The organism is Rudanella lutea DSM 19387 (assembly GCF_000383955.1).
Classification (GTDB): Bacteria; Bacteroidota; Bacteroidia; order Cytophagales; family Spirosomataceae; genus Rudanella; species Rudanella lutea.
Genome location: NZ_KB913013.1, coordinates 3,186,647 through 3,210,639, shown reverse-complemented (window position 1 = coordinate 3,210,639; position 23,993 = coordinate 3,186,647). Strand labels below are relative to the sequence as shown.

Annotated in this window: 17 protein-coding genes and 1 tRNA gene; 11 read left to right on the top strand and 7 right to left on the bottom strand. The window is 52.9% G+C overall.

From position 1 onward, the window contains the following. Window position 1 precedes the first annotated feature (1 nt). The 4 genes from pseB to RUDLU_RS28775 form a co-directional block, all read right to left on the bottom strand. Complete coding sequence (gene pseB / locus RUDLU_RS0113220) at window positions 2-1,018, bottom strand: UDP-N-acetylglucosamine 4,6-dehydratase (inverting) (RefSeq protein ID WP_019988867.1); 1,017 nt, start codon at window positions 1,016-1,018, stop codon at window positions 2-4. Between the two features lie 95 nt (window positions 1,019-1,113). Then, window positions 1,114-2,004, bottom strand: coding sequence for a hypothetical protein (locus RUDLU_RS0113215; RefSeq protein ID WP_019988866.1), 891 nt, complete (start codon window positions 2,002-2,004; stop codon window positions 1,114-1,116). A gap of 133 nt (window positions 2,005-2,137) precedes the next feature. After that, window positions 2,138-2,992 carry a GNAT family N-acetyltransferase gene (locus tag RUDLU_RS27450; protein WP_157580190.1) on the bottom strand — a complete coding sequence of 285 codons (855 nt, stop codon included), beginning with the start codon at window positions 2,990-2,992 and terminating at the stop codon, window positions 2,138-2,140. A 226-nt stretch (window positions 2,993-3,218) separates the two neighbouring features. Next, the gene (locus RUDLU_RS28775) at window positions 3,219-5,690 is read right to left on the bottom strand and encodes a putative Ig domain-containing protein (protein ID WP_083940576.1); all 2,472 of its coding nucleotides are present in this window, start codon (window positions 5,688-5,690) and stop codon (window positions 3,219-3,221) included. A 701-nt stretch (window positions 5,691-6,391) separates the two neighbouring features. Here RUDLU_RS28775 and RUDLU_RS0113200 point away from each other — a divergent pair. The 10 genes from RUDLU_RS0113200 (at window position 6,392) to RUDLU_RS0113155 (ending at window position 18,902) form a co-directional block, all read left to right on the top strand. Next, entirely contained in the window at window positions 6,392-7,417 is a 1,026-nt protein-coding gene (locus tag RUDLU_RS0113200; protein WP_019988863.1) for a hypothetical protein, read from the top strand. Further along, window positions 7,414-7,755: a hypothetical protein gene (locus RUDLU_RS0113195; RefSeq protein ID WP_019988862.1), complete on the top strand. Its 342-nt coding sequence runs from the start codon at window positions 7,414-7,416 to the stop codon at window positions 7,753-7,755. Before RUDLU_RS0113200 ends, RUDLU_RS0113195 begins: the two co-directional genes overlap by 4 nt. Window positions 7,756-7,912: 157 nt before the next feature. Continuing rightward, a complete protein-coding gene (locus RUDLU_RS0113190; RefSeq protein ID WP_019988861.1) occupies window positions 7,913-9,940 on the top strand; it encodes a beta strand repeat-containing protein in 2,028 nt (675 codons plus the stop codon). Between the two features lie 97 nt (window positions 9,941-10,037). Then, window positions 10,038-12,119: a beta strand repeat-containing protein gene (locus RUDLU_RS0113185; RefSeq protein ID WP_019988860.1), complete on the top strand. Its 2,082-nt coding sequence runs from the start codon at window positions 10,038-10,040 to the stop codon at window positions 12,117-12,119. 71 nt (window positions 12,120-12,190) lie between these two features. Next, a complete protein-coding gene (locus RUDLU_RS0113180; protein WP_019988859.1) occupies window positions 12,191-14,251 on the top strand; it encodes a beta strand repeat-containing protein in 2,061 nt (686 codons plus the stop codon). Window positions 14,252-14,350: 99 nt separating this feature from the next. Further along, window positions 14,351-14,848, top strand: coding sequence for a hypothetical protein (locus tag RUDLU_RS0113175; protein ID WP_019988858.1), 498 nt, complete (start codon window positions 14,351-14,353; stop codon window positions 14,846-14,848). Window positions 14,849-14,858: 10 nt separating this feature from the next. After that, complete coding sequence (locus tag RUDLU_RS0113170; protein WP_019988857.1) at window positions 14,859-15,413, top strand: CsgE family curli-type amyloid fiber assembly protein; 555 nt, start codon at window positions 14,859-14,861, stop codon at window positions 15,411-15,413. 38 nt (window positions 15,414-15,451) lie between these two features. After that, entirely contained in the window at window positions 15,452-15,883 is a 432-nt protein-coding gene (locus tag RUDLU_RS0113165) for a curli production assembly/transport component CsgF (protein WP_027303024.1), read from the top strand. 64 nt (window positions 15,884-15,947) lie between these two features. Then, window positions 15,948-17,366, top strand: coding sequence for a CsgG/HfaB family protein (locus RUDLU_RS0113160; protein ID WP_083940575.1), 1,419 nt, complete (start codon window positions 15,948-15,950; stop codon window positions 17,364-17,366). Window positions 17,367-17,393: 27 nt separating this feature from the next. Then, on the top strand, window positions 17,394-18,902 hold the full coding sequence (locus RUDLU_RS0113155) for a carboxypeptidase regulatory-like domain-containing protein (RefSeq protein ID WP_019988854.1): 1,509 nt from the start codon (window positions 17,394-17,396) through the stop codon (window positions 18,900-18,902). A gap of 243 nt (window positions 18,903-19,145) precedes the next feature. On the opposite strand, the gene RUDLU_RS0113150 is transcribed toward RUDLU_RS0113155, so the two are convergent. From RUDLU_RS0113150 to RUDLU_RS0113140, 3 genes are all read right to left on the bottom strand, one after another. Beyond that, window positions 19,146-20,225: a T9SS type A sorting domain-containing protein gene (locus tag RUDLU_RS0113150; RefSeq protein ID WP_019988853.1), complete on the bottom strand. Its 1,080-nt coding sequence runs from the start codon at window positions 20,223-20,225 to the stop codon at window positions 19,146-19,148. Window positions 20,226-20,511: 286 nt separating this feature from the next. Further along, on the bottom strand, window positions 20,512-21,444 hold the full coding sequence (locus tag RUDLU_RS0113145) for a hypothetical protein (protein WP_019988852.1): 933 nt from the start codon (window positions 21,442-21,444) through the stop codon (window positions 20,512-20,514). A gap of 295 nt (window positions 21,445-21,739) precedes the next feature. Continuing rightward, window positions 21,740-21,812 (bottom strand) — tRNA-Thr (locus tag RUDLU_RS0113140). A 126-nt stretch (window positions 21,813-21,938) separates the two neighbouring features. On the opposite strand from RUDLU_RS0113140, the gene RUDLU_RS0113135 reads away from it, so the two are divergent. Next, window positions 21,939-23,894 (top strand): ABC-F family ATP-binding cassette domain-containing protein, encoded by a 1,956-nt coding sequence (locus tag RUDLU_RS0113135; protein ID WP_019988851.1) that lies wholly within the window; start codon window positions 21,939-21,941, stop codon window positions 23,892-23,894. The last annotated feature ends 99 nt before the right edge of the window (window positions 23,895-23,993 follow it).

The following is a 23,993-nucleotide window of genomic DNA, read 5'->3' as shown; positions in this document are numbered from 1 at the left end:
ACTACACCGAAAAACTCGCGTCGACATGAGTCCGAATCTGTTCCCGTAGTTGTTCAACGGTGAGCCACTCGGTGTTGGTGCCTGAGTTGTATTTGAAACCCATTTCGACCCGCTTGCCGTTGAACGCCTTCAGGTAATCGTCGACCTCCCAGGTTGGCGTCGAGGGCGTAATCACGTAGTACCGGTCAGTCTCCACGGTATTAAGTGAGTCGGTTTCGGTAATCATTTCCTCGTGGAGCTTTTCGCCGGGACGTACGCCCACCAGTTTTTGCTCACAGTCGGGACCAATAGCCTCGGCCACGTCGGTAATCCGGTATGACGGAATTTTGGGCACGAAAATTTCGCCACCCCAGGCGTGTTCGAGGGCGTGAAACACCATCTCGACCCCTTCTTCGAGCGAAATATTGAACCGGGTCATATCGGGGTGAGTGATCGGCAGGACCCCCTCTTTCCGGCGTTCCAGAAAAAACGGTACCACCGAACCGCGCGAGCCGATTACGTTGCCGTACCGAACCACCGAAAAGCGCAGGTCGCGGCTGCCTTTCATGTTGTTGGCGGCCACAAACAGCTTGTCGGAACAAAGCTTGGTAGCACCGTAGAGGTTAATCGGAGCCGCAGCTTTGTCTGTCGAGAGGGCCACCACCCGCTTTACGCCGTTATCGAGTGCGGCATTAATCACGTTTTCGGCCCCAAACACGTTTGTTTTGATGCACTCCATCGGGTTGTACTCGGCGGCTGGCACCTGCTTGAGCGCGGCAGCGTGCACAATGATGTCGATGTTCTCACAGGCACGCTTGAGCCGCTCCCCATCGCGGACGTCACCGATAAAAAACCGGATCGACTTGTACATCGAGTGGGGGTAGAGCTGACTCATCTCAAACTGTTTGAGTTCGTCGCGGGAGTAAATAACCACCCGCTTTACCTGCGGGTAACGGGCATACACCATCTCCACGAACTTTTTGCCAAAAGAGCCGGTCCCGCCGGTTATCAGAATGGACTTTCCGTTTAAATCAAGCATGAAAAAAAGTTTTCAGTTTTCAGTTTATGGTTTTCAGTTGCGCAAAGCGGTTATCGGAATAGGACCACTGTAAACTGAGAACCGTAAACTGAAAACTATTTTTGGAGTTTTACCCGCTCCAGCGAGTCGATATAGCTTTTAGTACTGGCGTTAAAAATACGAACCCCAACCGAATCGGCGTATTCGCGCAGCACCTCGTAGCCCCGAAAGGCCTTGTGCAACGACAGAAACTGCGCAGCCATCGAATCGGTTCGGGTGCGGTGCTTATCCGAATAGATTGGCTCATAGGCCACGTCTTTAGCCTGTTCGTAGAAATGCAGCTGCTGCATGAGCACCTGATTACTATCGTCGATCCGGATTTGCTCGTGCCACGATTGGTCGGCCCCGAACAGATAAATAACGTCGAACTTCCGGTTTACGGTCAGGAAAAGAGCCGCTACTACCACGGTTTGCGACTGCATCATGGCCCAGCCCGACCGATACAATTTGTGGCGCAACCATTGGAACCCGCGGGCAATCGTATGATTAATAAACACCACCTGAATATGGGGGTTCCCGGCCTGTATGGTCCGTATCACATACGAGTTGCGGGCAAAACGGGGTACGTACAACGACATGGGCCAGTCGACTTCAGTCTGAAACGCCTGTAGGGTCTGGCGGATGTCGGGCCGGTCGGTTGAGTTTTCCGTGAAAACGAAATAGTTGGGATCAACAATGATGTAATTCTGAGGACGTAACCGCGCAAAATAAGGTGAGTGGGCAAAGTTGTTCACACAAACCAGTTCGGTCTGTTTCAGAAAGTCCAGATGATTTTCGAGCGTATCGCGCAACGAGGGGCCGTTTCCCAGTACCGAGCAAACGGCCTGCCGCCGTGGGGGGAGCGGCATCGGCATACGCGACTGAATCAGTATGCGGAGGAGCGTTAAGATGGATTCAATCAGGTTGTTCAGAAACTGAGCACCTGATTTATAGACGCGTTCGATCATTCGGATTGATTTTGCTGGCGCAAAATTAGGGGATGCGAACGCGGATTAAACCGATCGAGCGGATTTAAACGGATTTCTTTAAAAGAAAATCAGTTCTAATCAGTTCGATCCCGTCCCGATTCAATCCGCGTTCCTATCGCAACGAAATCCTGAATGTCAACTTGGGCGAAGTAATAGCACCCATATTGCGCTTAAACTGGGCCAAGCTGGGCTTAAACCGACGGGTACTGTCGAGGGAGGGGCCTAAATCGAGCAGGCTGATATGCGTTTGCTGACAGTATTGGTACAGGTTTTCGAGCAACATAACCATCGGGCTGAACGGGGCATAGTCGGCGTGGCTAACGGGCATGAAGGTGTACAGGCTGTCGGTCCGTACCCGTACGCACACACACAAGGCGACGAGTATTTGCTCTGACCAGACCCCGAAAACCGGGAAATTCTCGGGAAATCTGTTCAGTAAACACACCAGTTGGTTTTCCGACACGGAGAGGGAATATCCCTTAATCCGCCGATGTTCAACAAGGAACTGGATCACAGTATCAGGGTCGGGTTTTTCCCAGCGCGATGCCCGAAAACCCGCCCGCACACATTTACGGAACCGTTGGCGTTCGGATGCCCGCATCCGGTGCAACAGGGGTTGCCCGTTCACCGGTAGGTAGAAGGTAGACACTTGCCTGCTGAGGCTGAAGCCATGTTGGTTGAGTACGTCGAATAGCTGCTCAGTTTGTTTGGGCGCATAGCAGGCTGGCGGGTGGATGAGCTGGAGCCGAGTGCCGCCAACTTGCCGCACCTGCTCAATCAGCTCGTTTACGAACCGGGATAACTCGGCTGGCGTGACCTGAGCTGCCCATTCAACCGAGCCAAACGGTGCTGCTACCGGGCTCAGGGCAAGGCCATTTTGTACCCCAAACGCACATCGGATGGCAATCTTGTTGGTCGTCTTGTCTACCCATGTCAGCTGGTATATGGGTTGTGGCTGTAAAGCCAAAAAATCAGGTGAGTTGAAAAATAAGCCATCCGGAAACCTGGTCTCCGTCAAGAGGTCGGTAGACTCAGCCGACATAGGCTGTGGCAAGGAGTCTGCGCAGATAAGCGTTAGGGAGCTATAGTAGTGGCGCATCGACCGGGGAAACAGGATTGTGTGGGTAAGAATAGCAAAAGGCCCCGACTTCCTCAAGTCGGGGCCTTGCGTTAATCAAGTGGCTTCGAAACACTTACTTTTTGAGGATTCGAACCGTTTGCGCGCCTGTTAGCGTCTGCACCCGTACGAAATACACACCTGGTGCCGAGCCTACGTACAGCAATTGACGCTCGCTGGCCCTGACCCGGCCAACAACCTGCCGACTGATGACCCGGCCCGATACATCGGTAACTGATAGTTGCACAAGCGCATCGTCGGCCCCGGTGATGAGAACCTCCACCTGATCCTGCTCAACGGGATTGCTTAAAACGGATACCTGCAAACCGCCATTGGGTAGCTCATTTGCCCGGCGGGCAGCCGGAGCTGTCCGGCAATAAGCGCGGGCATCCCAACTAAAAGTAGACGATTGGCCTCCTTGGCGGGCAATGAGTGTAAAGGGCTGTACGTTGGGGCGGTCGTTGCGAACGTCCATAGCTACTTCGTTATCCATTCGATCGACACAGTTTGTCGTTTCCGAAACAATTCCAATGGCCAGATACGTAATTGCCGAGCCATTACCTCCGGTGGTGTTGAATCGAATATCGCCGGTTTGGCAATTGTACGTAGGAACTACCATTTGCAGGGGTTGTCCCAGTGTTTCGGCCGGGCTACCGCAGGCTGCCGTAGTTGATGTAGGCGGGGGTGTCAGGGTCGAACTGCTGGTACAGGTCGCAACAGCATCCCACAGGTACGTCACATTCATCCCACTTTGCGTAGCCGACAACCGAATCGGGGCTACGTTAGAGCGTCCGTTCCGAATGTCTTCGGCCAGTTGAGCGTCTACATCATCCACCAAACTGGCGGTATTGCTTATCCGAGTTCCCGTAATCCCGATGGCGCTAAACGAAATAGGGTTGCTGTCGCCACCAGTAGTATTAAATTGAAACACGCCCGTGAGACAGTTGTACGTAGGCGCAATGAGTTGCAACGGTTGCGACCCAACCGGTGGTGTCGACGTTACTGCCAGGGTAACAGTGCTGGGTGGACTGGTCAGGTTATCGACTGTACAGATGGCGGTGTATGTAAATACGCCCGTCGAGCTGGTAGGGGCCGAAATCGGGCCGATACCTGTGAACCCATTACTGCCTGTGTAGCTGAGCGTGCCTGTGCAGTTGGGAGCTAAAAACGTAACCGATGGGTAGCTGTTCTGAACCACCGTTAGCGACGACACTCCGCCGGGGTACCCTTGTCCAACCTGAGTTTGCAGGTTCGGGGCCGAAGGGGGCTGCGGATTGGTGTTCGACTGAGGAACCACCGTAATCAGAAACGATGTGCTAACCGAGAGCCCCTCAGGGTCGGTAGCAACTACCGTTACCGAGCTTACGCCAGTTTGCGACGGGGTGCCGCTAACGCTGTTTCCCGAGAATACGATATTATCTGGTAGCCCGGATGCCGCGAGTGTAAGCATCTGCCCGTCGGGATCTGAAAACGTATTGGTTGGAACTGCGTAGTTGAATGGCACGCCCACAACGGCCGTCTGGTTGGGAATACTGGTAGCAAAAGGGGGGCGATTGGCCGCCGGTTGTACCACCAGCGTAACCGATGCGGGTGGTCCGCTTTGCCCCATCAGGCTGCAAACGGCCGTGTAAGTAAACGTACCGGTGGTGCTAGTCGGTGCGGCAATATCGCCCATGCCCGAGTTACCGTTGCTGCCTGTCCAGCTCAATACCCCGCTGCAGTTGGTGGCGGTAAAAATGACCGACGCATACTCGTTTTGGGTAACGGTGAGCGAAGTTACACCATTAGGGTAGCCCTGCCCACTTTGGGTTTGTAGGTTCGGGGCCGCAATGGGTGGAGCTGTAACCTGCCCCGATACCGTTACTGTGGCGGAGGCTCCCGTTGTCTGATTATCGACAGTGCCGTTGAACGACCCAGCCGCGTCGCCCGTCAGTCGAACAAAGATAGATTGACTTGTTTGTCCAAGCGGTACACTCAGAGGGGTGGGGCTAAAGTTGGTTCCATTGGTACTGACAGCGTAGCCGGTTGGCGGTGAAATAACGACCGGCGTACTGAGGTTACAACCTGTCAACGTATATACTTGTACGTTAGATGAGGTACCCTGTGTTGTGCTGAAACCGGAAAGGGTCGTTGGGCTGGCCGACAGAGCCACCGCATTGGTGCTCGTTGTATTGCCCGACACATTGTAGCTGGCCGTGCCACCGCCGTGGGTAAACCGGACAAATCCCGATAAACTGCCGGGAACCTGCCCCGATAGTCGGACCTCTACAGTAATGCTGGTAATGGAGGCTGGTATGCTGCCTGTTGCCGCGTAGGTACCCGAGCCCACCCGAACTTCAAAGCCTGTCGGCACGGTGATGCCAACGTCGGCGGGTTGGTTAGCCATCGAAACCCGAAACGTGAGCGGAGCCGAGGGGCTACAGGTACTGGCCGTAAAGGAGTTTGAGCCAGATAGGCTGTATGAGAACGACTGACCCTGGGCATTTGCAATGACTGAAAAAGCGAATGGAGCCCATAGGCAAACATGGTGTATAATTAAACTTTTCATATATCAAATGGCATGATTTGGTGCTGAAGGTATAGCTACAGTGATAGTTGTTTACTTTATTTTTCTGATCTTTATTAACCGCATTAAAATTTGGACCATTTCAACTTACTTTTTAAGGTAGCTTGAGCACTTTTCAGAGTATTGAGTACCTAGCCTTTTTAGATACATTCACGGATTTGTTCAATTTTGATTAAACGTTGATCGGCATTAATATACTTTTAATGCATTTGAGTTAAATGGTTGATAAACAAAGACATAGCCCATGGGCGGTCTGAAAATATGCTTTGTGTCTAATTTGATTATTTCGGATAATAAAAGGCGGTAAAATTGTATTTTGCCCGATTTGTTTAGATTATATCAATAATATATAAACGTTTATTCACTTTATTGAACGGTAGTTGACTTCTTGTAAAACACCATTCTACATTTGTGATGCCTCTTGACCAGATGGGCTAGTAAACATGTGACTATCACCATTTAGACACAATTCACGCCATGACCGTAGAATCCACTAAAAACCAGGTATCCACCCCTTCTGTAGTTGAGTTAGCCGTTTACCTGTATTCAGTTAATCGGGCTATCTGCACCCCGTTTTTGAATACTACTTTCTTTTAAGCCAGAAGTTTGCCCAAGTTGCCAGAGTCGTACGTCTGTGCTTGTACGAATAAAACTATTTACTCTGTCGAACCAATCAAACTACCATGAAGAAAGTAATCCTGACTATGTTTTTTGGGCTTATGGTTGTCGGACTTAGGGCCCAGATTACCTCGGCGACGCTGGAGCAGCGCGGAACAACCAATACTGCCGCGATCACCCAGCAAGGGGCGGCTCATCAGGCCGATTGGCAGCAGGTGGGCACACTAAACAATTCGGTTGTCGATCAGCAGTCTGGGCCAAACGCCGGTCCGCACCGGGCTATGCTTCGCTTACGGGGCGAAAACAGCTCTACTAATACGATCAATGTCACGCAACGAGGCTCAGGAAATACTGCCGAGCTGGAGCTGCGCGGGTCTGATAATCAGCTCGATGTAGTACAGCGGAATTCCGGTAATCGGGTTAGTGTCGATATGGATGTGCAAGGTAGAGCGAGTCGGAACCGGCTGACCGTCCGGCAAACGGGTAACCAAAATATGTTGGCCACATGGGTAAGTGGAGGTGATGATAATCGGTTAGTTATTAGCCAGGCGGGTGATGGTAATACGATTACATCAGCAGCCATAACCGGTAGCAACAACCGGCTCGATTTGAACCAGAGCGGTAACCAAAACCGAATTGTATTGGCTCAGACCGGCGACAATCTGCGTGTTGAGGTAGCCCAGAGCGGAAATGAAAACAGTACTGACCTGACGCAAACGGGTACGCTGTCGGAGGCCTTCATCTCACAGCCAGGTAACGCTAACCGGGTCTCACTCCACCAAACAGACTCGCGCCATCGCGCCACCGTAAACCAGACCGGCACTGGAGCCAGCGTGCAACTTGACCAGACCGGGGGAAACGGTAATCGGTACACCAGTGTGCAGGCAAGCACTGATAATCGGCTCGATCTGGATCAGAACGGCTCAGGCAATAGATTGACTGTTAGTCAATTAGGCGTATCGGGGCGCATTCTGGGCGCGGGTCAGGTAGGGTCAAACAATCAACTAACGGTAGAGGTATCGGCTAATGCCGTTTCGGTACAGGTAAATCAGGTAGGGGGTGGCAACACCGGAACATTCCGACAACGATGAAAACACTCTGGCAGTTATTGGGCTCGGCTGGCGCCCTGTTGTTGGCCTCCGCGGCCTTTGGGCAGACGCGCACCGAGCGGGTGCCTCCCGAACCCGACCTGAATACTCCGGTAGGGAGCCCTCAAGTGGGCTCCAAGGTGGTTATTCGGCAGTCGGGGAGCGGAAACCGGGCAGTGGTGCGGCAGTCGGTGCAGGGTGTCACAACCGAGGTGACACAGGTCCGTGGCAACAGCAACTCAGTAGAGGTACGGCACGACGGCCGCACCACTGTGGTGATTGAACAGCAGGAGCGGCCAAGACTCAAACGGCCGGGCCAGGCACCCCGCAAACAGGACTAATAACCAACCCAATTGATATAGGCAAGCTTTGTAACGGAGTGGGCCACGGGGCACCGCTCTTTCTCTTTGAACGACCCGAACTACGACCCGGCCAACCGGCTTTTGTGTGCATCCGACTTTATCCAGTTCATATTCCGTTTAAAAACAGTCAAAATCAATGAAAAAAGTAATCCTTACCGGCGCAGCCCTGATGGCTTTCGCAGCCGCATCATTCGCGCAGAACAATTCAACTGTCAATCAGGCTGGCAATGGGCAAACAGCCGAGGCTACCCAATATGGTAACCAGCAGACATCTAACATTCAGCAAGTTGGGGCTTCGGGGTTAAATTTTGGCAACTTTGCCTCGACAAGTCAGGGAACGCAGGCCACTCCTGCAACAGGGGCTAACACGGCAACAATTAACCAGAACGGATCAGGTACCAATGTGTCGCAGGGTAACCGGGCGGCCAGTACACAATCAGGGGGCGACCTCACCAGCACAATCAATCAAAACGCTGGCGCAAACGGCTCCAGTGGTGGTGAAACTACGAACAAAGCAACTATAGCAGCTAAAGCCGGAAACGGAAACTTTGCCGGTACCCTTCAGCAAGGTACGCTCGGCAACGCTACTATCAACCAAAACAATGGTAGTGTAAACAATGATGGTGAAATCTATCAGAACAACGCCGGAACAACAGCCAACAACGCTACTATTAATCAATCAACAAATTCGTCGGGCAACACGGCCGATGTGTATCAGGGCTTCACGGTACCCGGTACTGCTGGTGCTGCTGTGAAAGGCAACACGGCTACTGTAAATCAAGGGAAATCGGGGGTAGGCGTAGCCGGCGGGTCATCAACAAATAACACGGCTACGGTTACTCAAGGTGCTGATGGAAATACGGCCCGTATTGATCAGGGAACAGATGCTGATCCAGATGCAGACGGAGCTAATAATCAGGCAGGAACGGCTACTGGCAATCAGGCAACGGTTAATCAGACCGCAGCCGGTAACAAGGCAACCGTTATTCAGGGTGCTGAGTATGGGGTAGCCACGACTAACCAAGCGACCGTAAATCAGTCGAATACGGGTAACACGGCAGACGTTTTACAGGGGAATCTTTTTAATAGTAGTGCTACAGGAAGTGAGGCAACTGTAAATCAAAGTGGTACTAGTAGTTTTGTCAGAATAGGTCAAGGCTATATTGGAACCTCTTCAGGCGACCAGGCAACTATCAACCAAACGGCAAGTGGTAGTACCGCCCGTGCTTTTCAGGGGTACGGAAGTAACTCTGAATCATCGGGCAATGAAATTACTATTACACAAGGTGGAAGTAGTAACTTCGCTCAGGTTGCCCAGAGTGTTGGGTCGGCTGCAACTGACGGAAAAGCAACAGGTAGTGGTAATGAGGGTACTATTACACAGGATACAGATGTAACGGGTTCTGCCGCTCGTATTGATCAGGGTTGGGGTGGCTCCACCGGAACAACATCGTCAGCAACTAATAATGATGCTGTCATTTCGCAGGAAGGTGGTTCTGGACATAACGCTCGTATTAGCCAAGGGCGCCCAGATGCCTTTGACGCTACTGGAAATGCTGTCGCTCTTGAATTTGGTGCAACGCTGGGTTCGGATGCAACGGATGGCGATGCTACTATCACCCAGGTTTCGGGAACGAGCCATGACGCAAACATCTATCAATCTGGTCTTAACAACAGCGCATCCGTAACGCAAACGGATGGTGCTGACAAGCAGGCCCTCATTGTACAGACGGGCGCTGGTACCAATGCCGATGCAGACATTATGCAAGGTGGTGCCGGAACGGGTAACAATGCCAAAATTTATCAGGTAGGGGGCAATTTGAACGATGCAGATATTAACCAGATATCTGGTTCAAATAGCATTGCGGTTGTCCGGCAGGGCGACGGAACGATTGTGTCAAGTAACAATACGGCCTCGCTGACACAGGATGGCAGCACCAACGAAGCTCGTTTATTGCAAACCGGCAACAGTCAAACTGCCACTGCCACCCAAACCGGCGACAATAACATTCTCCGTGGTCTGACGGGGGCGGGCTCGTTTGCGACCCAGGCCGGCGAGGGGAACACCCTGACTGTATCGCAAACCAGCACGGGCGTAGGCAATATTGCCAATGTTGGGCAAAATGGTATGGGCAACACCGCCACCATCACCCAGAGCAACTAACTCCGGTTAGCGCAGATCCGTACACGGTAGCCCTCTCTGACCCTAGCCGGGGCCGGGGAGGGCGCCGTGACACTCATTTCATCTTAACGATTTCATGATGAAAAAGATCATTCTAACCGGGGCCGCTCTGATAGCCTTTGCGGCTGTCAGCTACGCCCAGAGCAACTCGGCTACGCTCAACCAGAACGGCAACAGCCAGACTGCCGAGCAGACCCAAACGGGCCCCGGGCACGTATCTACGGTGTCGCAGGTACAGGGCACTGCCCCGGCCACCAACACAGGTAACTTTGGCGCTACCGAACAAACGGCCACTAACAACACGGCTACCGTTAATCAAAACAATAGGGCCAACTCCAACCGAGCCAGAATTGGGCAGGGCGGAGGGGCTGGTAACAGTGCCATTATCGACCAGAACAATGGAAGCGGTAACAACGTGGGGCCAATTACGGGCGCTTCGACAGAGGCCGCTGTGCGGAATGGTGGTACGGGCGGAAACTGGGCTGATATTCAGCAAACAGGTACCGGAAACATTAATACCTATATTATTCAGGGCAATGCGACCGTAGGCGGAACCGTACAGGGCAACAAAGCAACCATTGCCACATTTGGCGATAACAACGGAACCGATCAGTTGCCGGGCTCAAACGCACCGGGTAATGATTTAGGGGGCTCCACACCCGTATCTCCGCAGGTCAGTATCGAACAAAGTGGGAATGCCAACAACAACGAAGCTACCATTCTGCAAGGGCGTTCGGGATCACCGGTAAGCGGCAACGTGGTTCGGATTCAACAAATTCAGAACTCGGGCGGTACGGTTCTGGTTGATCAGACCTCAAACAATAACTACGCGAATGTGCGTCAGTTTGGCGGGGCTGATGCCGCTGGCGACCGGAACGTAACGCAGGTGTATCAGAGCGGGACAGGGGGCGATAATCAGGTTGAAGCACAGGCACTGGGTAAAGGCAACACACAAACCATTACGCAGACCGGGCAAAACAACCAGGTGTACATTCGTCAGGAGCCCGAAAATACCACGACGTTCGCTCAGGCTAAAAACGATGATAACGAGACGGTTATCACACAAACGGGTACTATGAACCGGGCCGTTATGGATATGCGTTCGACCAACAGCAACGCAACTATTTCTCAAACAGGCAATGAGAACTACGCCCGGTATGAAATCATTGGTGATGCCAACTCAGATACGGGTACCCCCGGCGACAATAATGATTTAACCGTCACACAAACGCGCGTGGGGTCTGGTGCAGGCAACACACAGAACGTGTTTAATGGCCGCGCTGAGGGCGACAATAATACCGTGACCGTTGTGCAGACAGGGGAGGGCAACCGGATTGGAGGAACCGGGTCGAATGATTTCGGGGTAAATATCGACGGTGATGGCAACGCGCTTGCTCTGACGCAGACGGGTAATGATAACCTGACGAATATTCGGATTGAAGATGGTGCTACAAATGCGCTCTCGGCTGATAACAATCAGGTGGAGATAAAGCAGAACAACACGGTCAATGGGTCTGGCAATACGGTTGGGAGTACCCCTTTCGGAACATCAGGTAACTATGGCCTCGAACTACGGGGCGACTTCTCCGACGTTCGGATCTATCAGGGGCAGAACGTACCGGCGGGCGGCAAGCAGAACAGCGTAAACATGGCTATTCATAGCGATGCTACAAATGTGGGCCAGAAGAACGAAGTCGACATTGAGCAAACCGGAGACAACAACCGGGTGGGCACGGGCGGCAGTGCTTATGGTACAACAACCGTCGACAATGCCTCGGCTCGTGGCTTGTACATCTCGGGGAATTCAAACCAGGTCAGCATTACGCAGGACGGTGGCGACGAGACCAAAGCCAAACAGAACGGCAACGACAAGCTGACGGTGAAGCAACAAGGCGGTGTGGCCACAGCATCCGCTCAAAGCAACCGGGTGCTAATCGACCAGCAGGCGGGTTATAACGAGGCCGACATCACCCAGAACGGATCAGGCAACTTCGTGTACGGGTTGGGTGGAGCCAACACCTTTGCTACCCAGCAGGGCGGCACTATGGCGGACCCCAACAAGCTCAATATTACCCAGTCGACCGGTGGGGCTACGGGCAACAACGCCTTTGTGGGCCAGAACGGGGCGGGCAATATCGTCAATATTACCCAGAGTAAGTAAACGTGCTCTGTTCCTGTAGTTCATAGACCGCAGGAACAGATTCATCAGAATGGGCACTAAACACACGTCTCATGAAAAAGATCATCCTCACGGGGGCTGCTCTGATGGCTTTTGCGGCCGTCAGCTACGCCCAGAGCAACTCGGCTACGCTCAACCAGAACGGTAATGGCCAGGCTGCCGAGCAGACCCAAACGGGCACTTATCAAAACTCGAACATTCAGCAGGACAAACAATCGGCGACAAACGCTGGCAACTTTGCCGGAACTACCCAAAATACCAGCGGGCAGGTTGGCACGGCCCCAACCAATGCGTTTATCAACCAGCTTGGCGGTTCTAATCAAAACTGGGCCGATATTAACCAGTCGGGCGGGCGTGGAAGTACGGCTACCATCAATCAGAACAATACAAGTGGAGGTGCAGGTAGCGGTTCCCCCACGGTAGGTGCAACGGCTCAGTCGGCTGTTGAAGCTGCCGGGGGTAACTATGCCGACGTGGATCAGGTAGGGGCTACACATACGGCTACAGTGAACCAGAATGGTACGAATACCAATGCCAGCATGGGTAACTTCGCCGATGTTGATCAGGGGGGAAGTAGTCAGATGGCTACAGTCAACCAGAACGCGGGAGCTAATGGCGCCAGTGCCAACAACAATGCAACTGTCACGCAAAATGGCGCTTTCAACGTAGCTGCTACAAACCAGAACGACCGCAGCGCGGGCAACACGGCAACTGTAACACAGTTTGGAAGTGGAGCCTCAACGGCGGCTAATCAGCTGAATACCGTAATCACCCGGCAAAACGGCAACAATTCTGTTCAGTCGGCAGGTAACCAGATTACGGTAACGCAGGGAGCCGCTGGTACACCCATACTTAATACGCAGGCATTGGCGACTCAACTGGGGGCGAGTAATGAAATCACAATTATGCAAATAGGGGGTAATGGTAACCGCATTGTAAATAACGGAATAGATGGGTTGACGGTAGATCCTTACGTCGACAATGCCGAAACGATGGGGGTGATTCAGGTTGGTACAGGCAACCGGACCACAGTAAACCAGAATGGTACTAACAACAACGCCAACGAGATTGAAGCATTCGGAAATGCAAACACCACAGCCGTAGATCAGCTTGGCAATAACAACGATGCCACTGTGCGGATGACGCCCATACGAGGAACTGGTAATGACAACAATAACATCCAGATTCAGCAAACGGGCAATAACAACAACGCCAGATTTATACTCCGGGCCGCAAACACCACGACTGAGGCTAATCCTAATTTCTCAATCACGCAAACAGGGGATGAACACTGGGCGCGGGTGCAAGTATATGGAGATGCGGCTTCGCAGAGTGGTACGGCTGGGAAAGATAATGAAGTTGTGGTCAGTCAGAGCGGTACAAATACAAACGCTGCCACTCGAAATCTGTTGAATGCCGCAATTGATGGCGACAATAATGTTGTAAAGGTCACTCAGAACTCAGGTACAGCACTCCCCGGAAACTCCATTGGTACTACGGGAGATGCTAGTGGAGGGGGGATCAATAATGGAGATAGAGGTTTATACCTGAGTGGCGATTTTAGTGATGTTGAGCTTTCGCAGACGGGTAATGGCAACCAGATAAACATGGCCGTGCAAAGTACAGCTACTGCGCTGTCAGAAGGGAATACAGTAGATGTTACGCAAACCGGCAACAATAACCGGGTAGGCACAGGAGGTGGAGGTGGAACAACGGTCGACAACGCTTCGGCTCGTGGCTTGTACATCTCGGGGAATTCAAACCAGGTCAGCATTACGCAGGACGGTGGCGACGAGACCAAAGCCAAACAGAACGGCAACGACAAGCTGACGGTGAAGCAACAAGGCGGTGTGGCCACAGCATCCGCTCAAAGCAACCGGGTGCTGATCGACCAGCAGGCGGGTTATAACGAGGCCGACATCACCCAGAACGGATCAGGCAACTTCGTGTACGGGTTGGGTGGAGCCAACACCTTTGCTACCCAGCAGGGCGGCACTATGGCGGACCCCAACAAGCTCAATATTACCCAGTCGACCGGTGGGGCTACGGGCAACAACGCCTTTGTGGGCCAAAACGGGGTGGGCAATCTCATCAACATTACCCAGAGTAAGTGATAGTAAAAATGAGAGGATGAGTCGGAGCCCAGCAGGCTACGTTTGCGGTCTGCTGGCTTCTCAAAAGCTGAACCACCCATTTTAATACGTTGAACAACCATGAACCTATACCTTACACTCGGTGCCCTGCTCCTGATGGGCACCGCCCACGCCCAAACGTCGGAAGCCTACTGGCGCTCCGACATCTCGCCCACACCAACGGAGCAACAGGCCGTTGTCACGGCTCTCTCGCCTACAGGGACCGCCGGTACGGGCAGTGCGGCTACGGCCGCTATCATCAACCAGTCGGGCCAGAACAACCGGTTTAGTTTTGAGGGCTCTCCCGGCAACACGGGCAATCAGATCACCTTTACCCAGACGGGCAATAATAATCAGCTCGACTTTTCGCTGACGGGCAGCAACAACACCTATCTCTTTGAACAGATAGGCAACCGCAATGTGCTGGATCTGCAAAACTTTCAGACCAATGGTGTTCGGCTGGAAATTGGGCAAAGCGGAAATGGCAACCGGCTGGAAACGAACGGGTATCCGCTCAGTAACTCAACGATTCCGCTCCGAATTACCCAGACGGGCGGTATGCGCCTGATCATCAATTAGGCCGACCGTCATGATCCGTTTTCTTCCTGTTTTTCTGGTGCTGACGTTCGCGTTGGTTGGCCACACTATGGCCCAGCAGGACCCCGATGTGCCCGGTATGGCCGACCTGAACGAGGTACTCCGCGAAGACGCCAATCTGGAAGCGGGTAGCACCACTACGTTGTTGCTCGACAATACCCGCAGCAAAGTGGGCCGCGACTTCTACGAGTTCTTCTTCCGGGCCTTCAACGAAGCACCGGCGGCTGAGGGAGCCGTACTGAACCAGGCCCCCCAGACTAACCCCGCCGATACGAGTACGGTGACGGTGCAGAAGCCCCTCGAATTTGAACTCGATCTGTTTTTGATTGCTATTGATGAGCTACCCGCCAACTCCGGTACGGGCAGTATTATTTCCGTGTCGATCAATGATGAGGTTGTCTTTCAGCAGTTTATCCAGAACCGGATTGATACCATCGAAGAGTTTGCCGTAGCTACCGCCCAGGGCGTACGCCAGTACGTCGATACGTACAACGAAACTCAGCGGCAGCTCGGTAACGAAGATCAAAAAGGATCTGGGGTGTATTGATGTGCATAATTGAATCGATTGAACATAAACGTGGTATGATGAAACACTACACTTTTTTCTGGCTGGCGTTGTTCGGGCTAATGGCTCTGGCGCCTGCGGTCCGGTCTCAGGCCTTGATTTACCGGCCCGTCAACCCCTCGTTTGGGGGCAATACCTTCAATTATCAGTGGATGCTTAGTTCGGCTCAGGCGCAGGACCGGCTCAAAGACCCGGCCGCCAGCCGCACCAGCCGCACCACCAACCCCCGCACCTCGTCGCTCGATGACTTTTCGGAGAGCTTACAACGACAACTGCTCAGCCGGATCACCCGCGACTTGATCGACAATCAGTTTGGCGAAGAAGACCTCAAAGAAGGGGTATTTCAATTCGGCGATTTTCAGGTTGAAATCCGCAATGCCTCCGATGGCGTCCTGATCCGTATTGTCGACGGTAAAGGGGGCGAAACCACCGTAACGGTCCCTTACTTCTGATAAGCCTCGCTCCGGTTTTGCCGTTTTTCACAAAGTAGGCAACCGGGCTCAATCAATATAACCCATGACTCGTTTCAAATCCTTTCACTTGCTCCGGGCTGGAGCAATGGGGGCCCTTTTGTGTCTGTTGCAAGGGTGCTCGGCCTATTTTCACCAGCCTACGGGTACCCGCAAAGCCCGTTTGGGCGAAGACACGCCCCTGACGGGCGACCTCCGCAGTCTGCCCCCTCCTCGTGAGAAAATAGTGGCGGCTGTGTACAAGTTCCGGGATCAGACCGGTCAGTACAAACAGTCGGAGGTAGGTACCAGCTTTTCGACAGCTATCTCACAGGGCACCACTAATATTCTGCTCAAGGCCCTCGAAGAAAGCAACTGGTTTACCACTATCGAACGTGAAAACGTGGCCAACCTGCTCAATGAGCGCAAAATTGTGCGCTCAAGCGTAGCTCAGTATAAAGAAGGCGAAAACCTGCCGCCCCTGCTGTTTGCCGGTATCATTCTCGAAGGCGGTATTGTCAGCTACGATGCTAACATCATCACCGGCGGAGCCGGCCTCCGGTACTTTTCGGCAGGGGGCTCCACCCAGTATCGGCAAGACCGGGTCACGGTGTACCTGCGGGCCGTGGCCACCCGCTCGGGCAAGATTCTCAAAACGGTGTACACTTCCAAAACCATCCTGTCGCAGTCGGTCGATGCGGGTCTGTTCCGGTACGTGCAGTTTAAGCGGCTGCTGGAAGCCGAAACGGGCTTTACTACCAACGAACCGGCTCAGATGGCCGTGACGGAAGCCATCGAAAAGGCGGTGCAGGCTCTTATTCTGGAAGGCATTCGTGACAACCTCTGGACCCCGTCGGATAAAGCCGTCACCCAAATGAAAACGCTCGTGGAGGCTTACGAACGCGAAAAAGCGGAGATGAGCGAAGTGGACGTGTACGGCATGAAGAGCGCGGCTATGGACGCCCCCTTCCTGACCGTGCAGCCGCAGCTGTCGGGCTGGCGTCTCTACGGCGACTATAACCGGCGTACCACCCAATTGGGGTATGGTCTGGCGTTCGATGTGCACCTAACGCCCATGTTGGGCTTGCAGGTGAATGCGGCTACTGGTCGGTTTGTCAATACCGAACAGTACGATCGTCGGGTTAGTACCGTTGATCTGAACCTGCTGTTTCGGCCGTTGCCCCACCAGAAAGTCTCGCCTATTCTGGCTGTGGGTGGCGGGGTGCTTACCCGGCAGCCCGGCCGTAGTCTCTTTACGTTGGCTGGGGAGCGGTATGCGAAAGTCAGCGGAGGGGTCGGGGTGCAGTTCTCGCCCAGCCGAAACATCGGCTTCCGAACCATGCTCGAATATCACCAGCCCCTCACCGATGCGCTTGATGGGCAGACTGTTGGGCAGTTCAACGATTACTACCTGCGCGGCACTCTGGGACTTACCTTCCATTTTGGCCAGTTTCAGCGGGTTCGTAAAGCTACCGGCGACAAATAACCACCACCTGTTTGCATTCAAACTGCCATGAGACATTTTCTTCTGTTTATATCGTTTTGCGCAGGTCTGCTGGGCCTGTGGAGCTGCACCGAAGATACGTTCGTAGAGCCAACCCGGCTGGCTACGGTACGCGGGCAGGTGCTGGTATCAACCACACGGCAGCCCGTGCGGGGGGCCTTGGTTCGGATTAGCCCCGGTGGGCGCATCACCGAAACCGACTCAACGGGTAACTTCCGGTTTGATAGTGTGCTGGCGGGTCGTTATACGGTTTCGGCCGCCAAAGAGCCGTTTCGGACCGAAGTAGCCACTGTTGAAGCTGATGTGCAACTGGTGTCGCAGATTACCTTGTTGCTGGTCGAAGACCGGACCCAGAACAAAGCGCCCACACCCCCGGCGTCGGTAACGCCTACCTCAGGTACGGCCAATGTGCCTACTACACTTACCCTGAAATGGCGAGCCTCCGACCCGAACCGCGATACCCTGCGGTACGACGTAAATCTTTTCCGCGAGGGTAGCACCACTCCCACACAGTCGTACACGGGCTTACTGACCGACTCGCTTGTGGTGGCCAATCTGGCTTATAACACCACGTATGTGTGGCAGGTGACCGTCCGCGATGGGGTCAATACCGTCAACAGTCCGTTATTTTCGTTCCGCACCCGGTCCTTCCCGGATCTGCCGTACCTGTTTGCCCGGCGCGTAGGTGGGCAATACCAGATTTTCGCCACCGGACCCAGCCCGTCCGAAGTACAGCAACTGACCCAATCAGGTAGTAACTGGCGACCCATTGGTAGCCCCGACCGGCGACAGGTAGCCTTTATCTCGAACGTGGACACCGAAACGTTTCTTTACGTGATGAATACTGACGGGAGTAATATCCGGCGGGTTACGTCGGTGCCTATCGGTGGGCAGTCGGCCACGGATCTGTCGTTTTGCTGGTCGCCCGACGGCACGCAACTGGTTTTTCCAAGTTATGACAAACTCTACACGGTTCGGACTGATGGCACGGGTTTACGGCAACTGGCCACTGCCCCGGCGGGCCGCTTTTTTGCCGGTTGCGACTGGTCGGCGCAGGGAAACCGGCTGGTAGCACGCACTACGGCGGGTTTTTACGATCACGACATCGTGATTGTACCCGTAGCGGGTGGGGCACTTACGCCTGTGTTTAGCCGCCGGAGTAGCCGGGTGGGTAATCCGGTATTCTCGCCCGATGGTCGGCAACTGCTTCTGTCGGTCGATTTAGGGACGTTGCAGAACGAGCAGGGGCGGCAATTGGATGCCCGTTTATTTGTGCTCGATCTGGTGAGTGGTACACTGACCGATCTCTCATCGGTGCGGACCGAAAATCAGAGCCAAACCTCGAAACCGGCCGGTACCAACGACCTCGACCCTCAGTTTAGTCCTAATGGTGCCCGCATCATTTTTATGAATACGGATAATACCAATACAGGCTCCCGCACGATTCAGGTGATGGATGTGGATGGCCGTAACCGCCAACAGGCTGTTCAGCAGGGCGAGATGCCTTTCTGGCGATAGCTTGTGTTTAAGTACCACGTTCAACGTGACCGAAAAGCTCCCGACCTTTGGATGGGGGCTTTTTTCGGTCAAAGGCCCACCGTCTGCGACCTACGCCTTCCGAATGCGTCGCGCTGGGCACAAAAAAAGCCGCTCATCGATTGGGCGGCTTTTTTTGCTGAAGATCAACTAATTAGAAAGTGATTTGTCTTTAAATTAATTTAGGGTAGTCTATCAGACCGAGATAAAGCTCGTTGTTATTCATCATTTGATCAGCTTTATCACCTGCTGTTGCCCCTGACTGATGGCTCGCAATACATACACCCCGCCCGTGCTTTCCAGCCGCAGGCTTTCCTGCTGGCCTTCCTGACCAACCACTACCTGCCGCTCAGCTATCACGCGGCCCGTGGCATCCACCACACTCAGACCCACCGCCTGACCTGTCAGACCGCTCAGGCGCAACTGCACCTGTTCCTCGACAGGATTGCCCAGCACCGACACCTGCCAGCGCATGTCCGTCTCAACATTGGCCAGACGAGCCGTGCCACAGCCAGTAGTGAAGCTGGTGCTGATCTCCCTCCCGCTCTGACGAGCATACAGAGTGAAGGTTGTACCATTACGCTGGTAGGTGGGCACGGTGAAGATTGCCGATCTCTGCCAGTCAGCCAGGCCTGGTACGCGGAACTCAATAATACCTCCATCCCCTCCGTTCACTCCGACTACTAAGCGTCCGGTTTGACAGTCGAAACCAGGACTTCCAAAATCTAAGGCCGTACCCGTTGGCGGAGTAACAGGTGGCTGGGGCGTGGTAATGCCGCAGGCAGTGGTGAAAGCCAGTGAGATGATCTCTCCGCTCTGGCGAGCTTCCAGGGTGAATCTCGTGTCGGTGCGTTGCCAGGCGGGTACGGTGAAGCTGTTGCTGGGTGCCCAGTCACGCAGACCCACGATCCGGTAATCGATGGGGGTACCGTTACCCGTGGTGGAATTGATTGTCAGGGCGCCAGTGTTGCAGTCGTAGCTGGGGGCAGTGAGGGCGAAGCTACCCGTGGGCGGGGGTACCGGTGGTGTTACGGGTGGGGTAGTGGTGCCGCAGGCGGTGGTGAAAGGCAGGGTGATAACCTGTCCATTCTGACGGGCTTCCAGGGTGAATGTTGTGTTGGCGCGCTGGTGGGCGGGGACAGAGAAGCTGTTGCTGGATGCCCAGTCGCGCAGGCCGACGATGCGGAAGTCGATAGGGGCACCGTTTCCGCCGGTGGTAGTGAGGGTCAGGGCTCCGGTATTGCAGTCGTAGCTGGGGACCGTTAGGGCAAACGAGCCGGTGGGGAGAGTAGAATCAGAAATCAACTTTTCTACATACCCAAAAGATGAAGAAGCATCTCGTGGTATTGAGCCTGACTTGATATAACTTCCATCGGGGGCGATGTTGAATGACCGTGTTAGTCTGGCACTTTCATAGGCTGCACTAGGCGCAATGTAATCTGTACCGTTAATAGTATAAGAGTTGAGCTTTAGTAAAAAGAACCGCTCAGGGTTTTTAGGATTATTAATGTCTAAACCATTGGCAGCCACGAAAAGATTGCCCTGTGAGTCTGTGTGAAAACCAGGTTTACTGGTAAATGAATAAGGCCGGTTATTGGTATAGGATATTGATTGGTTGGCCGTCTAAGCTAAAGGCACTGATCGGGTTGTTGAGCGATCCACTGGTGAAGCCGCCCGCTTTCAACGCCAGATATCGATCGCTTTTGGGGTCTCGGATAACATCGACAAACTCCTCTGTATCGCGTTTCAGCCAGATTGTTGTTAGATCTGCACGTAGCTTAGCGACAAACCCCCTGCGTTTGGTGGGTGTCTCATTATAACTGCCTATAGCGAGTAGATCATCTCCATCGGTCCGAACTTTCTCTATTTTAGCGAAAAGGAGATTTCCAATTTGGAAACTTAAGGTAGCAGTACTAAGAACAGTACCCTGCGTATTGTAACGCCTTAGATAAACTCCATCAAAAAGTCTCTCACTATAATCCCGGCCAACTATTAAACCTCCATCTTTCGTTGCAGTTATCGTTTTAATACTATCCTGGCCTTCCCGACTAAATGGAAACTTTTGTATCCATTCAGGTGTGCTGTTGTCGCTTATCTTCATGATGAAATTCTCCCCTGATCCGCTACTGGTCATGTAGCCTGCCACAAAGTACCCACCAGTAGCCGAAGCGATCATCGACGATATTCTGTAGGCAGGAAGAAACTCGCTGTTTGGGCCGACTGGAATGCCCATCAGATCGTTCGTCATCTTAGCCCAGATGACTTCATTCCTGGCATTAAGCTTTACGATGGCATCACCGTTGCTAGTTGTGGGGCTGATATTTTTAATATTATTCCCAAAAATAGCAACTAAGGCTCCCTCGTCCGAGGTCGGTACATTGATGAATGCAGAGGTTCCAAACTGAGAATCTCTATCAAATATGCGTTCCCATTGTACGGTTGGGGCGGTCTGCGCCCATACTGAGGATACTCCCAGCAACACTAGTAGTATCCAGATGTGGATTGACTTGGAAATGTTTTGCATGAATAGATTGAGTTTGTAAAAGTTTGTTTACTAAATCACAAGACTCAATAATAAGCTGTATGGTTGTAACGATAATCGCTTTTTTTTTGCAAAGTGTACTTGGATTTGGTAATCAATACTTTACTGTATAGTATTTTATCATTCAGGGTTATGGATAGCTGTAGCGCATAAAACTATCAACGAATCTTATTGCCATAACGCGGTGGTTGTTTGGCTAGGATGGCCACAGTCCTTTAGGGCTTTTGCGTCGCGCTGGGCACAATAAAAAAAGCCGCTCATCGATTGAGCGGCTTTGAGCCTCCTACGGGATTCGAACCTGCGACCTACGCATTACGAATGCGTCGCTCTACCAGCTGAGCTAAGGAGGCAACTCGGGATAACAACAGGCTGTAAGTTGCCTACAGTTTCCGAAAAGGTTCGCAAATATATACGGGCAATTGAACCAACGCAAGATTTTACGTCTCTACCGCCCTGTTTTTTCGTAAATTTGCGGCATGATTTCCATTACGAACCTGTCGTATTATCTGGGAAGCAGAGCGTTGTACGCGAACGCTTCCCTGCATATAAAGCCAAACCAGAAAATTGGATTAATTGGCCTCAACGGAACCGGTAAATCGACGCTCCTCCGGATTATCACGGGCGAATATCAAATCGATGGCGGGACTATTTCCAAAGCGGGCGATGTGACCATCGGCTTCCTCAACCAGGACCTGCTGTCGTACCAAACCGACGATTCGATTTTGTCGGTAGCCATGCAGGCTTTCGAGCGGCAGAACAAGCTGCAGGCTCGTATCGACGAGCTGCTGCACGAGATGGAAACCAATTATTCCGACGATTTGGTGGATAAGCTGGGTAAGGCGCAGGAAGAGTTCGAAGCGTTGGATGGTTACAGTGTACAGGCCAAAGCCGAGGAAATTCTGGAAGGGCTTGGTTTTTCGACCGACGACCTGCAAAAGCCGTTGCGGCAATTCTCAGGGGGGTGGCGGATGCGCGTAATGCTGGCCAAACTGCTGTTGCAGAAGCCTTCGTTGCTGATGCTCGACGAACCAACCAACCACCTCGACTTACCGTCGATTCAGTGGGTGGAAAAGTATATTCAGACCTACGAGGGAGCCGTTATTGTGGTTTCGCACGACCGGGAGTTTCTGGATAATGTGATCGACGTGACGGTTGAGGTGGCCAATGCCAAACTGAACCTGTATTCGGGAAATTACTCGTTCTATCTGGAAGAAAAAGCCCTGCGGAATGAGATTCAGAAAGGAGCTTACGAAAACCAGCAGGCTAAAATTCGGCAGACAGAGCGCTTTATCGAACGATTTAAGGCGCAGGCTACCAAGGCGAAGCAGGCACAGAGCCGGGTAAAACAACTCGCCCGGATGGAACGGATCGATGATGTGATTGATGAGGCTGCCCGCGTAAACTTTAAGTTTCAGTTTTCGACTCAGCCCGGTCGGCACATTCTGCATTTGGACAACATTACGAAGCATTACGGTCCCAAACGCATCTTAACCAACGCTGACATCCGGCTCGAACGGGGCGACAAAGTGGCCCTTATTGGGGCTAACGGACGGGGTAAATCGACCCTGCTGCGGATTATCTCAGGCTCAGAACCGCTCAACGAAGGCAGCCGACAACTGGGTCATAATGTCTCGTTCAGCTTCTACGCCCAGCACCAGCTCGAATCGCTGAATATAGAGGATACCCTGCTCGACGAACTGAAGCACGCTAATCCAACCAAGACTGAAGGTGAGCTTCGGGGCGTTTTGGGCTGCTTTTTGTTTTCGAACGACGAAGTATTCAAGAAAATCAAAGTACTCTCGGGGGGCGAAAAGTCGCGGGTTGCACTGGCCAAAGTGCTTTTGTCGCAAGCCAACTTCCTGTTGTTGGACGAACCAACCAACCACCTCGATATGCAGTCGGTGAATATCCTGATTCAGGCACTGGAGCAGTACGAGGGTACGTACGTGGTGGTTTCGCACGACCGCTATTTTGTGTCGCAGATTGCCAACAAAATCTGGTACATCGAAGATGAGCAGATTAAAGAGTTTCCCGGCACATTCGACGAGTACGAGTGGTGGATGCAAGAGAAGAAGGCGGCCGGAACGAGTAACGGATCGGGTGCCAAACAGGCCAGCAACGCTACGCTGCCGGCCCCTGTCAAACCTTCGACCAATGGTCGTGCTGGCGACGACGAGCGCCGGGAGTGGCAACGAACACTGAAAAAACTAACCCAGCAGGCCCAAGAATCGGAAACGAGAATAGGGCAGCTTGAGGAGCGTAAAAAGCGACTCGAAGCCGAGTTGGCCGATCCGGCTACCTACGGTGACGATAAGTTGATGCAGGCTCGCAACGACGAATATCACCGTGTAATGAAAGACATTAACCAGCTTCAGGACGAGTGGGAGTCGGCCATGCTGGAAGTAGAAGAACTGGAAGCAAAGCTGAAATAGCGTCGTTCGAAGAGACAGTAGAGCTGTCATCTCGTTCAGAGAGATGACAGCTCTTTTTGTATGCACTAAGCTGAATGGACTGCGAAAGATGCCAGCTCT

Excerpts from the sequence above, each read along its gene's own strand:
- pseB (WP_019988867.1), bottom strand. The coding sequence starts at position 1,018 with ATGCTTGATTTAAACGGAAAGTCCATTCTGATAACCGGCGGGACCGGC.
- RUDLU_RS0113215 (WP_019988866.1), bottom strand. The coding sequence starts at position 2,004 with ATGATCGAACGCGTCTATAAATCAGGTGCTCAGTTTCTGAACAACCTG.
- RUDLU_RS28775 (WP_083940576.1), bottom strand. The coding sequence starts at position 5,690 with ATGAAAAGTTTAATTATACACCATGTTTGCCTATGGGCTCCATTCGCT.
- RUDLU_RS0113200 (WP_019988863.1), top strand. The coding sequence starts at position 6,392 with ATGAAGAAAGTAATCCTGACTATGTTTTTTGGGCTTATGGTTGTCGGA.
- RUDLU_RS0113195 (WP_019988862.1), top strand. The coding sequence starts at position 7,414 with ATGAAAACACTCTGGCAGTTATTGGGCTCGGCTGGCGCCCTGTTGTTG.
- RUDLU_RS0113190 (WP_019988861.1), top strand. The coding sequence starts at position 7,913 with ATGAAAAAAGTAATCCTTACCGGCGCAGCCCTGATGGCTTTCGCAGCC.
- RUDLU_RS0113185 (WP_019988860.1), top strand. The coding sequence starts at position 10,038 with ATGAAAAAGATCATTCTAACCGGGGCCGCTCTGATAGCCTTTGCGGCT.
- RUDLU_RS0113180 (WP_019988859.1), top strand. The coding sequence starts at position 12,191 with ATGAAAAAGATCATCCTCACGGGGGCTGCTCTGATGGCTTTTGCGGCC.
- RUDLU_RS0113175 (WP_019988858.1), top strand. The coding sequence starts at position 14,351 with ATGAACCTATACCTTACACTCGGTGCCCTGCTCCTGATGGGCACCGCC.
- RUDLU_RS0113170 (WP_019988857.1), top strand. The coding sequence starts at position 14,859 with ATGATCCGTTTTCTTCCTGTTTTTCTGGTGCTGACGTTCGCGTTGGTT.
- RUDLU_RS0113165 (WP_027303024.1), top strand. The coding sequence starts at position 15,452 with ATGAAACACTACACTTTTTTCTGGCTGGCGTTGTTCGGGCTAATGGCT.
- RUDLU_RS0113160 (WP_083940575.1), top strand. The coding sequence starts at position 15,948 with ATGACTCGTTTCAAATCCTTTCACTTGCTCCGGGCTGGAGCAATGGGG.
- RUDLU_RS0113155 (WP_019988854.1), top strand. The coding sequence starts at position 17,394 with ATGAGACATTTTCTTCTGTTTATATCGTTTTGCGCAGGTCTGCTGGGC.
- RUDLU_RS0113145 (WP_019988852.1), bottom strand. The coding sequence starts at position 21,444 with ATGCAAAACATTTCCAAGTCAATCCACATCTGGATACTACTAGTGTTG.
- RUDLU_RS0113135 (WP_019988851.1), top strand. The coding sequence starts at position 21,939 with ATGATTTCCATTACGAACCTGTCGTATTATCTGGGAAGCAGAGCGTTG.